Below are 15,579 nucleotides of genomic sequence, written 5' to 3' on the forward strand. Positions count from 1 at the left end.
CGGCTCAGGTGACGGGCGGGTGCATGCGCACCGCGTCGAGTGGCGCAACGCCGGACAGCACGGCGTCGACGGCAGCGAGTGCCGCGTCGATCGCCATCACGTTGGGCTCGATCAGCCCGTCGAGCAGGCTCGTGTCGAGTGCGACGCCCCCAAGGCTCAGTGAGGTGCGAACCCTGAATCCGCCGGTGTCGAGATCGACCTCGAACGCGCCCGTGAACATCTTCGCGTTGAGGCGCGTGGCGAGTTCGGCGACGTCCCCCAAACGGTCGTCGGCGATGTCGACTGGTGGGATCGAATAGGCGACGATCTGGCGGCTGCGCTCACGGGTGTGCAGCCACAGCGACCACTCGCCGTTGTCGCCACCGACCTCGGCTGACACCATGTCGGCGCCGGCGTGACGCGTGTATGGCACGTCGCGCTCCTCGAGATACGTCCGGATGGCGCCGAGCAGCGGCGGCCACGGTTCGAGCTGCGGATCGATGGGGGCGGTGCTCGTCTCGGTGATCTCCGGCTTCGGCAAGGTGACGGTTTCGGCATCGTTCCAGGTGGTCGAGAAGCCTTCGCGAAGTTCCCCCTGGCCGGCGAGATCAGCTGGGAGCGCGACCGGCTCCGTCACCGTCGTCGCGAACCAACTCTCGGTGGAGAACACCGGCGACGTCGGATCGAGCGCAGCGACTTCGGCGACCGAGTCGGCCGGGTCCATGCCGGCGATCGCAGTGATGACGTCGCGGACGAGTTCGTCGGCGAGACGCAGTTCGACCTCGACACCGTCGGTGCCCCCGACGTGTCCGGGGTGGCGAGTCTCGGGCATCAGGTTGAACAACTCGAGACCGTCGACGGTCGCCCACTGCTCGGAGGAGAGGCGCACCCGGATCGTGTAGCGGGACAACGCCGGCTCGGCGTCGATGACGCTGACCGGGAACGGTGCACCGATCGGTAGGTGCAGCGGAAGCTCGATCGGTTCGAACACGGCGTCGGCCTACTTGCCCAGGTACCAGGTCGTGATGGCACCGCCCTTGGAGGTGATGCTGAAGAACGTCTGCGTCCGCTTGAGTTCGACCTTGAGGATGTCGGGAAGCTTGATCTCGTTGGTCTTTTCGGTACCGACGGTGACTTCCCAATCGGAGCCGGAGATCTTGAAACCGATCGTGAGATTGGTCGAGGCCGGGATGTCGGTCTTCGGCGTGAACAGCTTCGGTGACATCTTGGCCAACCCGGTCAGCAACGCTTGTGTACCGGCCGTGTCGCTGTCGCCTTGCTTGGCGGCGGCCTCCTCGGCCTTGCGAACGATCTTCTCGGCAAGTTTCCAGACCGTCGCACCCAGGTCGAGTGCCGGTGGCATCGGCCCGGCGCCGTTCACGCTGACCTCGATGTCCTCCCACTCCGTGGTCTTGGTGATGCCGCTCGCCCCGCCGCCGATGGTGCGACCCGTGCGCGACACGCCGAGTTCGAGTGAAAAACCGAAGGCTGCGACCTTCCCACCGACGTTCCAGCCCATGACTTCGGAGCCCACGCGCTTCTGACGTTCGCCGGCGTTGAAGATCGAGTCGCTGCGCACGTTCTGTGCCCCGGCGCCACCCTTGCGTTCCATGAGCGACTGTTTGTCGACTCGCCGACCGGTGAATGCGCCGCCCGACAACTCACCGCTGACAGCGTCTTCGTCACCGAAGCTCGCACCGACGGCACCGGTCGCTCCGCTCTCGACGTAGGCATCGTCGGCGCCGTCTGCGCCTTCACCCCAGACCTGTTCTTCGAGCTGGCGAGACCAGGCTTCGGACCGAGCGAGGCCTGCCTTGCCGGTCGTGCCGCCCCACAGCATGCTGATCACTTCGGTCGGGGCAGAACCCTCGCGGCCGCGCCGGTAGAGCGCGTAGCTCATCAACGTGGCCGCCAGCGTTCCCGACTTGCCCTGCGCCTCGATGTAGCCGCCGAGACTCGCCGACAGCTCCGCGGCACCGGCGATCGAGCCTTTGACGCCGACCTTCACGTCCCCCCGCAACTTGACCGTGCCGCCGGTGTCCTTCTCGGCCGACCCGCCGATGCCGATGGTCACGTACACACCCGGCTGTACCGGGATCGATCCTTCGATCTCGAGCGACGCGGAGGATCCGGGCGCGCCCACGGTCATCTCGGCCAGCTCGCCGATCTTGCCGAACAGGCTCGTCGCGTCGTTGCAGTCGGGGTAGCGCTTGACGGCCTTCCGGTACTTCTTGTTGGTGGTGTCGATCGCGGCCCCGTCGAGTGCGTCGTCGCTCAGCGACGACGACAGCAGCGCGATCTCGGAATCGCAGAGTTGGATGAACGCTTGCAGCCCGCGCATGCGCTCGGCCTTCGGGTTCTGGGCGGTCGGCTGACGTTCGGATGCCGCTGGACCACCCTGAGCTTCGGCGTATGTCTCCTTGGCCTGATCGAGCGTCGCCAGCGTGAAGTTCGTCGAGTCCTCGTAGATCTCGCCACGATTCTTGATCCAGCGTTGTGCGACGTCCTGCATCGCCCGGATCTGGCTGACCGCGTTCGCGGCCTGCGCGGGATCCGACGAACTGAAGCCCTTGGCGATGAACTTCTCGTAGTCGGCGAGCAGGGACAAGATGACGTCTTGGGCCGTCGAGGCATTGGAGAACCCGAGGGTCGACGAGATGGCCGTGCGTTCCTTGAACGTCTTGGCGTCCCAGAGCTTCGCCTGCACGCGCTGCGCGGTGCCGGTCTGCTGCACGACGTGGGTGAGCTCGTGGGCGAGCAGGTGTTGGCCCGCCGTCGATCCGGGATCGTATGCGCCGGGCGCGAAGTGGACGTCGCTGCCGTGGGTGAACGCGTGGGCGCCGATCTCGGGAGCGAGTTGGCTGTTGGCGTGTACCTTCACCCCGCCGAAGTCGGCGCCCATCGCCGACTCGAATCGTCCGCGGGTCGACTCGTCGAGCGGCTGCCCGCCCCCGGACGCTCGCTGGATGCGCCCCTCGATCGACGGCTCGAGTTCGCCACCGGCGGCACCCGCCGCCGACGACGTACTGCTCGACCGCATCACGCGTGAGATCGACGTGGGAGCGGAGCCCGACGCGACGGTCGCGGCCTCGGCGTCACCAGCGTCCACTGGCGCCGCCCCGGCGAAGCGGCGCACGACCGCGTCGGCCACCAGGTCGGCTTCGCGTTCGTACGGGTCGTCGACCGGTCCGACGGCGAGTTTCGCCTGGGTGATGGCCCGTCCGATCGACGGCCGCGGCGGCGGGGTGAGTTCGTCCCGCGCTCGCTCGCCGAAGCCGGCGGCTTCTTCGTCCTCGTGATCCTGCGTCTTCCTGGCGACGCCGGCAACGTGTGCAACCATGACGACCCTCCCGTCTCGGTGCGTCGATCCTAGACGCAGTGACCGCGGGCCCGGGCGGATCGGCCAAGGATTCAAGAACACGTCCAGATCTGCCGACAACTGTTCGTACTCGAGAACCGAGTCGTCCCGAGCACCGCTGACGTCGCCGCCGAGCCAGCTTCGACGCAGCGCATCGAACACGCGAGGAGGTGGCCATGGATTGCTCAGAACCCCCGAACGGGGCCGGTCTCACCGACCGACCCGACGCGTTCGCTTTCATGCCGGCCGATGAGTGGCTGTCGTTCAACTGCGAGGTGTACGGCGTGATGACCGAACTCGACGAGCCCGGCACCACCTGTGGGCCCGGCTACGTGCGCTTCTCGAACGGTTCGAAGGTCGACCTGTTGTCGATCGCGCAGCAGTGTCACCTCGAAGCTCGCGAGGAATGGCGAGACATCATCATCGATCGCGTGCTGGACCAGTTCATTCGTCTGAGTGCGCTCGACGAGATCGAGCACGAGTCGTTCTCCATGTTCGATCTGCGCGTGCGTCTCGTCGCCGACGACCCGGTGGACCACGCCGTGTTCGGCGCGCTCGGCGCGAGGCCGTTCGCCAGTGGAATCACCCAACTGCTCACGGTCGATCAGACCGGGGGCATCCGGTCGGTTGCCGAGAAGGAGATCGACGACCTCGGCTGGGACGTCGAGGAAGCCTGGCAGAGCGCCTGGGCCCAGACCACGTCGCTCGAGCAGCCCGACGAGATCAACCTCATCGATGTCGGTGGCGCGGACGTCATCCACGTCTTCGGTGAACGTGTGTTCACGTCGAGCCTGATCGGCGTGTTGGAGGATCTGATCGGGCCGATCCTGCGCAACGGCGCGCTGGTGGCAGTACCGCACGGGCACAGCCTGATCGTCCACCCGATCGTCGACGACGCCGTGTTCGTCGCGCTCGAGGCGATGATTCCGATCACCCGGCGGATGTATCGGCTCGGGCCGGCGCCGGTGAGTCCGCATCTGTACTGGTTGTCGGACGGCGAACTCCACTGTGTACCGACCTACTTCGGACGCGACGGGATCGAGGCGTATCCGCCTCCCTCGTTGGACGCGGTGTTGTCGCGCCTGGCGTGATCAGCGGTCGTCGCGGTCCACGCCGGCGAGGAACGCTCGCACCTGCCCAGGTGTCCGGAGCCGATGAACGTCGGCGCGCGCCCAGAACGATCCGCCCGCGAACGTCTCGAACCGCTCGCAGAGTTTCGGCTGGCTCTGCCACGACCAGACGATCGGATTGCGTTCGGGATCTCTGCTCAGCAGGTCACGCCATCGTTCGCGGTTGCCGTTCCAGAGTTCTCGGCGCGTGAGCGCTCGAACGATGCTGCGGCGCGGAAGCGTCCGCCAGCGGGCAAGGTCGAGCCAGACGATCGTGTCGGCGCGTCCCTGGACCAGATCGGACACCGTCGGATAGTTCCCGGACACGACCCACGACGAGCACTGCGTAGCTGCGAGCACACGCTGGCGGAACTCGGCCGTGGGGGCCGGTGTCCAGCCCGGACCGTGGTACAGCGCGTCGAGGTCGATCGACTCGGCGTCGAGACGATCGGCGAGACGGCGAGCCAGGGTCGTCTTGCCGGTGCCGGACTGCCCGACGACGGCGATCCGTCTCACGAACGAACTCGAGAAATCGTCACGCTCACGCGTTGCGCTGGTAGTTCGGCGCCTCTTTGGTAACGGTGACGTCGTGCGGATGCGACTCGTCGCGTCCGGCGGTCGTGACGCGCATGAATCGGGCGCGGCGCAGCGCATCGAGTGTCGGCGCTCCCGCGTAGCCCATTCCGGAGCGGAGGCCTCCGACGAGTTGGTACAGCACGTCGCCGAGCGGTCCGGCGTAGGGCACACGCCCTTCGATGCCTTCCGGCACGAGTTTCTTGCTCGCGGCTCCGACGTCGGTGCGACCGCTGCTCGACTGCCCCGTGGCGTAGCGGTCGGCGCTGTCACCGGTCATCGCTCCCATCGAACCCATCCCGCGGTAGCTCTTGTACCGGCGGCCGTCCATCAACTCCATCTCCCCGGGCGATTCCTCGGTGCCGGCGAGCAGCGAGCCGATCATCACGGTCTGGGCACCGGCGGCGATCGCCTTGACGATGTCGCCGGAAAACGTGATGCCCCCGTCGGCCACGACGGGCACGCCGATCCGCTGGGCTCGCCGCGTGGTGTGCCAGATCGCCGAGAGTTGCGGCATGCCGGCGCCGGACACGACGCGGGTCGTGCAGATCGATCCGGCGCCGACGCCGACCTTGACGGCATCCGCTCCGGCGTGGGCCAAGGCCTCGACACCTTCCTCGGTGACGACGTTGCCGGCGGTGACGGCGAGTTCGGGCCACGACCCCTTGATCCGCTCGATCGCCTTGACGACGTTGGCCGAATGGCCGTGCGCGGTGTCGATCGAGACGGCGTCGACCGCCATCTCGACGAGCGCAGCGACGCGCGCTTCGAGGTCGTCACCGACGCCCACGGCCGCCGCACACACCAGTCGGCCCTTGCCGTCGCGCGTCGCGTTGGGGAAGTCGAGTCGCTTCTGGATGTCCTTCACCGTGATCAACCCGGCGAGGCGCCCGGCCGTGTCGACGAGCGGCAGCTTCTCGATCCGATGCCGCTGCAGGATGGTCTTGGCCTCGTCGAGCGAGGTGCCGACCTCGGCGGTGACGAGTGGGTCGGCAGTCATGAACTCGGTGACGGGCCGGTCGAAGTCGGCGCCCTCGCAGAACCGGATGTCACGGTTGGTGAGAATGCCGACGAGGCGACCGTCGACGTCGGTGATCGGCACCCCGGAGAACTTGAAGCGGTGCATCAGGGCTTCCGCTTCGTGGAGCAGCGCGGTCGGCGGCAGCGTGACCGGATCGGTGATCATGCCCGACTGCGATCGCTTCACCTTCTGGACCTCGGCCGCCTGATCAGCGATCGACATGTTGCGGTGGATGACCCCGATGCCGCCGTGGCGCGCCATCGCGATGGCCATGCGCGCTTCGGTGACCTTGTCCATCGCTGCCGACACCAGCGGGACCGCCAGTTCGATGTCTCGGGCAAACGTCGCGGAGGTGTCGACCGCGTCGGGCAGGGTCTCGGACCAACCGGGCACCACGACGACATCGTCGAAGGTCAAGGCCTCGAAGCGATCGAAGAGACCATCGTTCGGGTTCGGGTTCGGGTTCGGGTTCGGGTTCGGGCTGGAGCCGATGGTGTCGGGGCTGGTCATGGCATGTCCTTCGAGTGCAGACGGTCCGGCTGCGTGGGAGTCGGCTGGCGGGTACAGATCTGGGTGAGCGTGTCGACGAGGAGACGGTGTTCGGTGGCGTGCATCCGTGCCTCGAATGCCTCCAGTGTGCCAGAGGTGTCGATGGGGACGCGCGACGTGGCGAGCACCGGTCCGTCGTCGACGCCTTCGTCCGGCACGAGGTGGACCATCACGCCGCTCTCGGTGCGGTGGCCGGCGCAGGCTTCCTCCCACGCTCGTTCGATCGCGTGGGTTCCGGGGAGGTCGCCGGGCAGTGCCGGATGCAGGTTGACGACGCGGTCGGGGAACCGAGCGAGGAACGTCATCGTGAGCAGGCGCATCCATCCTGCGAGGATCACCCAGTCGGGGTCGTAGCCGGCGACCGCGTGAGCGAGTCGTTCGTCGTAGTCGTGGCGGGCTTCCCCGTCGCTCCGCTCGATCTCGACAGTGTCGACACCCGCTCGACGAGCCCGATCGAGCCCGTATGCGTCGGTGCGGTTGGACACGACCGCGACGACGTCACCGTGCAGCGCACCGGTAGCGGTGGCGTCGAGGATCGCTTGCAGATTCGATCCCGATCCCGAGACCAGCACGACGAGTCGCGACCGCTCCATGCGGAAATGCTACCGATGTGATTTGAGTCGGTCGCTGCGGTGAACAAACTGTCAGAGCAGCGTGACCCCACGGGTGCCGTCGACGAGCCGGCCGATCACCCAGGTGGTCTCGGGGATCGTGGTCCGGACCTCGTCGACGTCGTCGGGAGCACACACCACGACCATGCCGATGCCCATGTTGAGCGTGCGGTACAACTCGTCGGTCGACATCTGCGGTGTGAGCTCGCGCACGAGCCGGAACAGGGGAGGGACGGGCCACGAACCCAGTTCGATCTCTGCCCCGACGCCATCGGGCAGCACCCGTGGCAAGTTGTCCGGTAGCCCGCCGCCGGTGATCTGTGCGAGCGCCTTCACAGCGCCGCCGTCGAGCGCTGCGCGCAGCGGGTCGAGGTAGTTGCGATGTGGTTCGAGGAGCGCGTCGCCGAGCGGGCGGTCCATGCCGTCGGGTACGACGTCCATCGGAATCCAGTCGAACACCTTGCGCAACAGTGAGTACCCGTTGGTGTGGGGGCCCGATGATGCGACGCCGATGAGGACGTCACCGGCGGCGACGTCGTCGCGGGGGAGCAGCGTCGACTTCTCGGCGACACCGATCAGCGTGCCCGCGATGTCGAACGCTCCCGGCTGGTAGACCCCGGGCATCTCGGCCGTTTCGCCGCCGAGCACAGCGCAATTCGCTGCTCGACAGGCCTCGGCCATGCCGGTGACGATCTCGGCGACCATGTCGGCGTCGAGCACGCTGGCGGCGATGTAGTCGAGAAAGAAGAGCGGCCGGGCGTTCTGGACGAGAACGTCGCCGATGCAATGGTTGACGATGTCAGCACCGACGCCTCTGACGCGACCCAGTCGAGCCGCCAGCTCCACCTTCGTCCCGACGCCGTCGGTCGACGCGACGAGCACGGGATCGTCGAGCTCGGTGATCGCTTTCGCCGAGAACACGCCGCCGAAGCTTCCAACGCCGTGCAGTACGCCGCGTCCCGATCCGACGTCGTGAGTCGATTCGACGGCGGCCTTCATCTCGGCGACGGCACGGGCTCCTTCGTCGATGTCGACACCTGCCTGTGCGTACGAGCGGAACGAAGCGCCAGGTGCGCGCCAGGCGATGTCGCGCCGTACCTGCATGCCGGGGAACGAGATCGCGGCCATCCGCTCGTAGGCGACGCGTCGCGCGTCCGCGAGGTCGTGTCCGATGCCGGTGACGGCGAGGACACGGCCGCCTGCCGTGCGCCCATCACGGACTCCTGCGTCGAATCGGATGGCCGTGTCGTCGAGCGCGCCGGGATCCGCGATGGCGTCGCGGATCTCCACGCCGGTCTCGGGAGCCGTCGGGTAACCGGGAGCGGCGGCGACCACCGTCACCGCCGAGCGGGCGCGAATGGCCAGCGGGACGTCACCGATCGAGCCGCGGCATGCGGCGGCCGCGAGTTGCGCCAGATCGGTTTCGAGCAGCGGCAGGACGGTCTGTGCTTCCGGGTCGCCGAAACGGACGTTGTACTCGATCAGCCGCGGGCCATCGACCGTCGACATCAGCCCGGCGAAGATCACCCCGACGTACGGGGTGCCGGACGCTCGGAAGTGATCGAGCACGGGTTGCACGAACGTGGCCAACAGCGCCTCGGGGTCGTGCGGAACCGGGGCCGGAGCGTAGGCACCCATGCCGCCGGTGTTGGGGCCGGTGTCGCCCTCGCCGATGCGCTTGTGATCCTGCGCCAGCGGCAGGGCGATCGCCGTGGTGCCGTCGCACAGGGCGAGCAGCGAGTACTCCGGTCCGCTGATGCGTTCCTCGAGCACGAACGGCCCGGTCGACGCGGCGTGCAGGATCGCAGCACGCGTCTCGGCGTCGTCGATCGGCACCGCGACGCCCTTACCGCCGGCCAGCCCGTCGAGCTTGACCACGATCGGCCGATCGAGTTCGCTCCACCAGGCGATCGCGTCGTCGACGACCCGTTCGGCGCGGGCGGGGTCGAAGCGTGCATAGGCGGGCCCGGGGATGCGTAGCTCGGTGGCCAGATCGCGGGCGTAGCCCTTCGACGCTTCGAGACGAGCGAGTGCCGCCGTCGGCCCGAAGCAGGCGATGCCGCGACGAGCGCACTCGTCGGCCGTTCCTGCCACCAGTGCCACCTCCGGACCGGGGATGACGAGGTCGACGTCGCCGGGTCCGACATCGTCCAGTTCGTCGAGGACGCGGACGTCGTGACCGTGGCGGCGACACGCCCAGGCGATCGCCTGTTCACGGCCGCCGCTGCCGATGACGAGCACACGCATCGCTCAGCGCCCCGTCGTGGCGCAGCGATGATCAGGATGATCAGGGGACCGCGGGTTCGCCGTGAGCGCGACGATCACGACAGGACGCCTTCGAAGGCGAGCTTGGCTTGAGCGTCGCCGACCGCGATGGGATAGTCGCCGGTGAAACAGGCGTTGCAGTAGCCGTCGTCGGGCCCGGAGTCGCGGTCGGCGACGGCACGCATCATCCCGTCGAGCGAGAGGAATGCGAGGCTGTCGGCACCGATGTGGTGTTCCATCTCGGCGATCGACAGTCGGGCTGCGATCAGGTCGCCGTCGTGTCCCATGTCGACCCCGAAGTGACACGCGTGGGTGATCGGCGGGCACGTGATCCGCAGATGTACCTCGGCTGCCCCGGCATCGCGGACGAGCTTGACGAGCGGTCCGGCCGTGGTCCCGCGTACGAGGGAGTCGTCGATCATGATCACGCGCTTGCCTTCGAGGTTCTCGCTGAGCGCGTTGAACTTCAGCGCGACGCCGCGCTCGCGGATGTCTTGCGTGGGCTCGATGAAGGTTCGCCCGATGTAGCGATTCTTGATCAGTCCGTCGTTGAAGGGAAGCCCGCTTTGGGCGGCGAAGCCGATCGCCGCTGGAATCGAGGAGTCCGGGACGGGGATCACGACGTCGGCATCGACCAGCGACTCCTTGGCCAGTTCGACGCCGAGCCGCTGACGAACGTGATGCACGCTCTTCGCATCCCAGACCGAGTCGGGGCGCGAGAAGTACACGAACTCGAACGTGCACCGGGCGCCTTGGCGCTGCGGGGCCAGCACTTGTTGGCGGTCGAGTTCGGCACCGCGAAGCGTGACCATCTCGCCGGGCGCCACTTCCTCGATGTCGACACAGCCGAGCGTCGACAGAGCGCACGTCTCACTGGCGACCGCGTGGCCGCCGTGCGGCAGTCGGCCGACCGACAACGGGCGGAATCCCCACGGATCGCGCACAGCGATCACCTGATCGGCGGCCAGGATGACGAGAGAGAACGCCCCTTTCCAGGCCGGGAGGGTGCGCTCGATGCGTTCCTGCCAGGTCTGGCCGCCTGCTGCGGCGAGCATGAGGGTGAACACCTCGGTGTCGCTGGTCGCGGTCAATCCGAACCCTCGACTGAGCAACTCGTCGCGCAACGCGGTGGCATTGACGAGGTTGCCGTTGTGGGCGACCGACAGCGGCCCGTGCATCGTCTCGACCAGGAACGGTTGGATGTTCCGCTCGGCGTTCGAACCGGTCGTCGAGTACCGAGTGTGTCCGATCGCGTGGTAGCCGGTCAGCGGGGCCAACGCATCGGGCGTGAACACGGTGGCGACGAGGCCGGCCTCTTTGTGGACCCGCGCTCGTTTGCCGTCGGACACCGCGATGCCCGCGGCCTCCTGGCCGCGATGCTGCAGGGCGAACAGCCCGAAGAACGCGAGTTGGGCAACGCCTTCCCCATGCGGGGTGGAGAGCCCCAACACGCCGCATTCGTCGTGGGCGACGTCGTCGCCGGTCAGCGACGCAGTCCGAACCGGGATCGATCGGGTCAATCGAGTCATGAGATGGCTCCTGCAGGTTCGAGGTGGGCGAGCGCGCCGCGCACGCGGTCGCCGACGGGATAGGGCGCTGGTTCGAACGTCGTGCCGGTGAGACGTTCGAAGGCATCAACGTAGCGGGCCGTCGTGGCGGTCCAGACCTCGTCGGGCAGCGTCGGGATGTCACCATCGCCTCGGAAGTCGATCGCTGCGAGCGCTCGGCGCACGACCTCCTTGTCGAGGCTTTCGGGCTCCTGGCCGAGCGCATGCCGCTCGCCGTACGACTCGGCGACCCACCAGCGTGACGAGTCGGGCGTGTGCACCTCGTCGATCAGCAGCAACTCCCCGTCGTCGGCCACGCCGAACTCGTACTTCGTGTCGGCGAGGATCAGTCCGGCTCGCTCGCCGAGCTCGACGCCACGTCGAAACACGGCGAGCGCGGTCTCGTGAACACGTTCCCAGAGCGCGGCGTCGACATGACCGTCGTCGACGACCTGCGCGCAGGTGATCGGCACGTCGTGGTCGCCGTGCGAACCCTTGGTGGTCGGGGTGACGATCGGCTCGGCGAGGCGATCGTTCTTGCGGAGACCGTCGGGGAGTCGATGTCCGTACACGACTCGATCGCCGCGTTCGTAGGCCGTCCACAGGGCGGTGTCGGTCACGCCGGTGATGTGGCCGCGGACGACGACCTCGACGGTCAGAGGTGTGGCGGTGCGAGCGATGGTCACGTTCGGGTCGGGAATGGCCACGACGTGATTGGCGACGATGTCGGCGGTCTGCTCGAACCACCACGCCGAGAGCTGGTTCAGCACCTGGCCTTTGTACGGGACCCCGGCGAGGACACGGTCGAAGGCGGACAGCCGATCGGTCGTGATGAACGCCCGACGGCCGAAATGTTCGCCGCCCAGCGAGTAAGAGATCCGAACCTTGCCGTCGCGTCGGTCGCTGAGCGGCAGATCGATGTCGGTGAACGGTGTCGTCATCGCGGTGTCGTTCTCATACGGGTCAGCTCGTGCGGGCGTGTTCGACGCCGTTGCTGAAGACTCGGAGCCCGAGGTGGGCGGGTCCGCCTCCGCCGCGACGATGATGAGGATGTTGACGCGCCACGATGTGGTTCTCGGGGTGTGGCATCAAGCCGAGCACCAGGCCGGACGCGTCGCTCACTCCGGCGATGTCGTCGACCGAACCGTTGGGATTCGTGCTGCGATAGCGAAGAGCTATCTGGCCGGCGGTGTCGAGCGACGCCGGATCGGGATGGACGTAGCGACCCTCGCCATGGGCGATGGGGCAGTGGATCGGAGCATCGAGGCCTGCCGTCCACACGCTGTTCGACCGAGGAGCCGTATCGAGCACGACCCACCGGCAGTCGAAGCGCCCCTGCGCGTTGTGGCCGAGCGCGCCCGGGAGCAGCCCGGTGCGCGTCAGCACCTGGAAGCCGTTGCAGATGCCGATCAGCGGCCGACCGTCGTCGATGAAGGTCCGCAGACGATCGCCGAGCCCGATCGTGAGATCGAGCGCCAGCATGCGACCGGCGCCGAGCGAGTCCGCGTAGCTGAAACCGCCGGCCACGACGGCAAGGCGTGCCTCGTCGAGGTAACGCGGCGTCTCGATCAATTCGCTCGCCAGCACGATGCGGACCTTTGCGCCTGCGAGCTCGAGTGCCTCCGCGACGTCGCGATCGCGGTTGGTGCCCGGACCAGCGATGACGAGAGCAGGAACCGGAGTCACAGCTGACCTCCCGAGTCGAGCGCGGCCGAGTCGAGCGCGGCCGAGTTGAGCGCGGCCGAGTTGAGCGCGGCCGAGTTGAAGGCGTCGGCGAGGTCGCCGACCGAGAGGGGTTCGACGCCGGGCAACGTGAGGAGCCCGCCGAGCGAGACTTCGCCGAGCCGCAGCACGTCGTCGTCCATCGCTCGCATGAAGGCCGGCAGGTGTTTGGGTTGCACTTCGACCAGCAGGCGTCCCATCGACTCGGCGAACAAGGCGGTTGCGAGATCGTCGTGGGGGAGCCGGTCGATGGTCACGCCGAGGCGACCGCCGATGCACATCTCGGCGATGGCGACGGCGAGACCCCCTTCGCTGAGGTCGTGGCACGACTCGACGAGACCGGCGCTGATCGCTGCGTGGAGATGGCGGTAGTGCGTCGGAGCATCAGGATCGGGAGCAGGAGCGACGCCCACTTCGTCGGGCTGGCCGAGAACGAGGTCGAGGTGCGACCCGGCGAACTCGGTCTCGGTCGACCCGATCAGCAGCACAGCGTTGCCGGCCTCCTTGAGATCGGGTGTGACGCAACGATCGGCGTCGGGAACATGCCCGACCGCGGTGATCACCAACGTCGGCGGCACCGCGTGCCGCTCGCCGTCACGGCCGATGTACTCGTTGTTCAGCGAGTCCTTGCCGGACACGAACGGCGCGGCGAACGTGAACGCCGCAGCGCAGCAGCCGTCGACTGCTGCCGCGAGCTCGCCCATCGTCGTCGGCCGTCGCGGGTCGCCCCACGAAAAGTTGTCGAGCAGCGCGACGCGGTCGGGGTCGGCTCCGACGGCGACCACGTTGCGCATCGCCTCGTCGACGGCAGCGAACGCCATCGCTTCGGGGTCGTGCAGGCCGTACCACGGGTTGACGCCGATGCCGATGGCGATGCCGTGCGTATCGGACGGCCGGGCGAGCACCACGCCGTCGGCATGGCCGTCACCCGCTGCGCCGACCAGCGGTCGCACGACCGTCGACCCGAGGATTTCGTGGTCGTAGCGGTGGATCGTCGCCGCCTTCGAGGCGATGTTCGGATGGCGCAGGAGGGCGAGGATCGTCTCGGCGGGGTCCTCGACCTGGCGGCCCACGATCCGTGTGCGGTTGGGGGTCGGCATCGTCGCCGGGAGCGTGCGCTGCGGGCGACCGTCGTGCAAGAACTCGGTGTCGAGCTGGGCGACGACCTGCCCGCCGGAACGAACCGTGAGCACGCCGTCACCGGTGAACGATCCGACGTCGGCCCATCCGACCCCGACGCGCTCGCAACGGTGGGCGATCGCGCTCACGGCCCTCGGTGCGACCGAGATGACCATGCGCTCCTGGGCTTCGGAGAGCCAGACCTCCCACGGCTCGAGGCCGGGATACTTGCGGGGAACCGTGTCGAGGTCGACCTCCGCGCCGACGCCCTCGGCCATCTCGCCGATCGCCGACGACAGGCCACCTGCGCCGCAGTCGGTGATCGCCGAGTACAGGTCTTCGGCGCCGATCAGTGCATCGATCACCAGCTTCTCGACGATCGGGTCGCCGATCTGAACGCTCGCTCCGGCCACCTCTCCCGTCGTCGCGTTCATCGTGGCCGACGAGAAGGTGGCGCCTCGGATCCCGTCGCGCCCCGTTGCTCCGCCGATGACGATGATCCGATCGCCTGGGTTCGGTCCGTCGTGCAGCGGCCGGGTCGGAGCGGTGCCGATGCAGCCAGCGAAGACCAGCGGGTTGGTCGTGTACGCCGGGTCGTAGAGGATCGCGCCGGCGACCGTGGGCAGTCCGATCTTGTTGCCGTAGTCGGCCACGCCGTCGATCACCCCGTCGCGGATCCGGCGTGGATGGAGCGCCCCGGGTGGCAGGTCGGCCATGGACAGATCGGCCGGTCCGAAGCACAAGATGTCGGTGACCGCGATCGGTCGGTGGGCGATGCCCAGCACGTCGCGAATCACGCCGCCGACGCCGGTGTTGGCCCCACCGAACGGTTCGACCGCCGACGGATGATTGTGCGTCTCGGCTTTCAAGGCGATGGTCGTGCCCTTCGAGAACTCGACGACACCGGCGTTGCCGACGAACGCCGAGACGACGAACGGGGCGTCGATCGACTCGGTGCAGTCACGGAGCTGTGCGAGTAGTGGCGTCCGCTCGACGGTCGCTCCGTCCTCATCGGCCAGCAGCAACGCTCGGAACGACTTGTGTGCGCAGTGTTCGCTCCACGTCTGCGCCAGCGTCTCGAGTTCGACGTCGGTGGGATCCCGGCCGATCGCCTCGAAATGGTCGCGGATCACCTCGAGTTCGGCCGGGTCGAGCGAGAGCGCTCGTTCGTCGTTGACTCGCGACAGCCCGTCGCCGTCGAGACCGCGGACGCGGACGACAGCTGCGTGCAGTGTGCTCGCCGTGCCGTCTGGTCGGCTCGGGGTCAGCGGCTCGTTCGACCATCGTTCGATGATCGGGTTGGCGAGCAACCGCTGGACGATCGTCTCGACGGCGTGCGGGTCGGCGTCGTCGTCGAACTCGACTCGTGTGCCGGATGCGGCGTGCTCGACGGGAATCGACAGCTGCTGGGCCGCGTGGCGTACGGCGTCGGCACCGCTGTCGGTGACGCCGGGTTGCAGCAAGATCTCGACGCCTCGGCCGGCGGGGATCTCCCAGGTACCGACCTGGAGCAGTGGATCGACCAGGATGCCATGCAACGCTCGTCGTGCATCGGCATCGAGGTGGCCCTCGACGTGTACGACGTCGGCGATGTGAACGTCGCCGACCGAATCGAGACCGAGCGCCGCAACGCCGTCGACGACGGTTCGGCCGCGTGGGTCTGGGTCGATGGAGCGGATGGTCAGGCGATGCCGTTCGGACACCGCCGCGACCCTACGGAACGCGC

The 15,579-nt window shown here is 67.9% G+C and carries 11 protein-coding genes; 1 reads left to right on the plus strand and 10 read right to left on the minus strand.

Annotation, left to right across the window (positions count from 1 at the left end; genetic code table 11):
• Window positions 1-4: 4 nt before the first annotated feature.
• Both ACE37B_RS00240 and ACE37B_RS00245 read right to left on the minus strand, forming a co-directional pair.
• Window positions 5-970 (minus strand): YbjN domain-containing protein, encoded by a 966-nt coding sequence (locus ACE37B_RS00240; RefSeq protein WP_409921277.1) that lies wholly within the window; start codon window positions 968-970, stop codon window positions 5-7.
• A gap of 9 nt (window positions 971-979) precedes the next feature.
• Window positions 980-3,319: a DUF4157 domain-containing protein gene (locus ACE37B_RS00245; protein WP_409921278.1), complete on the minus strand. Its 2,340-nt coding sequence runs from the start codon at window positions 3,317-3,319 to the stop codon at window positions 980-982.
• A gap of 194 nt (window positions 3,320-3,513) precedes the next feature.
• On the opposite strand from ACE37B_RS00245, the gene ACE37B_RS00250 reads away from it, so the two are divergent.
• Window positions 3,514-4,428, plus strand: a complete 915-nt coding sequence (locus ACE37B_RS00250; RefSeq protein WP_409921279.1) for a hypothetical protein — start codon at window positions 3,514-3,516, stop codon at window positions 4,426-4,428.
• Here ACE37B_RS00250 and ACE37B_RS00255 read toward each other — a convergent pair whose 3' ends face one another.
• The 8 genes from ACE37B_RS00255 to purL all read right to left on the minus strand — a co-directional run bounded on the left by ACE37B_RS00255 (window position 4,429) and on the right by purL (window position 15,556).
• Window positions 4,429-4,962 (minus strand): adenylate kinase, encoded by a 534-nt coding sequence (locus ACE37B_RS00255; protein ID WP_409921280.1) that lies wholly within the window; start codon window positions 4,960-4,962, stop codon window positions 4,429-4,431.
• 25 nt (window positions 4,963-4,987) lie between these two features.
• A complete protein-coding gene (gene guaB / locus ACE37B_RS00260) occupies window positions 4,988-6,550 on the minus strand; it encodes an IMP dehydrogenase (protein ID WP_409921281.1) in 1,563 nt (520 codons plus the stop codon).
• Window positions 6,547-7,182, minus strand: a complete 636-nt coding sequence (gene purN / locus ACE37B_RS00265; protein WP_409921282.1) for a phosphoribosylglycinamide formyltransferase — start codon at window positions 7,180-7,182, stop codon at window positions 6,547-6,549. Before purN ends, guaB begins: the two co-directional genes overlap by 4 nt.
• Before the next feature lie 51 nt (window positions 7,183-7,233).
• Entirely contained in the window at window positions 7,234-9,447 is a 2,214-nt protein-coding gene (gene purD / locus ACE37B_RS00270) for a phosphoribosylamine--glycine ligase (RefSeq protein WP_409921283.1), read from the minus strand.
• Between the two features lie 74 nt (window positions 9,448-9,521).
• Complete coding sequence (gene purF, locus ACE37B_RS00275; protein WP_409922865.1) at window positions 9,522-10,952, minus strand: amidophosphoribosyltransferase; 1,431 nt, start codon at window positions 10,950-10,952, stop codon at window positions 9,522-9,524.
• 38 nt (window positions 10,953-10,990) lie between these two features.
• Window positions 10,991-11,953 (minus strand): phosphoribosylaminoimidazolesuccinocarboxamide synthase, encoded by a 963-nt coding sequence (locus ACE37B_RS00280; RefSeq protein WP_409921284.1) that lies wholly within the window; start codon window positions 11,951-11,953, stop codon window positions 10,991-10,993.
• Window positions 11,954-11,975: 22 nt separating this feature from the next.
• The gene (locus ACE37B_RS00285; protein WP_409921285.1) at window positions 11,976-12,698 is read right to left on the minus strand and encodes a phosphoribosylformylglycinamidine synthase subunit PurQ; all 723 of its coding nucleotides are present in this window, start codon (window positions 12,696-12,698) and stop codon (window positions 11,976-11,978) included.
• Window positions 12,695-15,556, minus strand: a complete 2,862-nt coding sequence (gene purL / locus ACE37B_RS00290; RefSeq protein WP_409921286.1) for a phosphoribosylformylglycinamidine synthase subunit PurL — start codon at window positions 15,554-15,556, stop codon at window positions 12,695-12,697. The genes ACE37B_RS00285 and purL overlap by 4 nt, the downstream gene beginning before the upstream one ends.
• Window positions 15,557-15,579 lie beyond the last annotated feature (23 nt).

Source organism: Ilumatobacter sp. (assembly GCF_046290335.1).
Classification (GTDB): Bacteria; Actinomycetota; Acidimicrobiia; order Acidimicrobiales; family Ilumatobacteraceae; genus Ilumatobacter_A.

Excerpts from the sequence above, each read along its gene's own strand:
- ACE37B_RS00245 (WP_409921278.1), bottom strand. The coding sequence starts at position 3,319 with ATGGTTGCACACGTTGCCGGCGTCGCCAGGAAGACGCAGGATCACGAG.
- guaB (WP_409921281.1), bottom strand. The coding sequence starts at position 6,550 with ATGACCAGCCCCGACACCATCGGCTCCAGCCCGAACCCGAACCCGAAC.
- ACE37B_RS00280 (WP_409921284.1), bottom strand. The coding sequence starts at position 11,953 with ATGACGACACCGTTCACCGACATCGATCTGCCGCTCAGCGACCGACGC.
- purN (WP_409921282.1), bottom strand. The coding sequence starts at position 7,182 with ATGGAGCGGTCGCGACTCGTCGTGCTGGTCTCGGGATCGGGATCGAAT.
- purD (WP_409921283.1), bottom strand. The coding sequence starts at position 9,447 with ATGCGTGTGCTCGTCATCGGCAGCGGCGGCCGTGAACAGGCGATCGCC.
- ACE37B_RS00250 (WP_409921279.1), top strand. The coding sequence starts at position 3,514 with ATGGATTGCTCAGAACCCCCGAACGGGGCCGGTCTCACCGACCGACCC.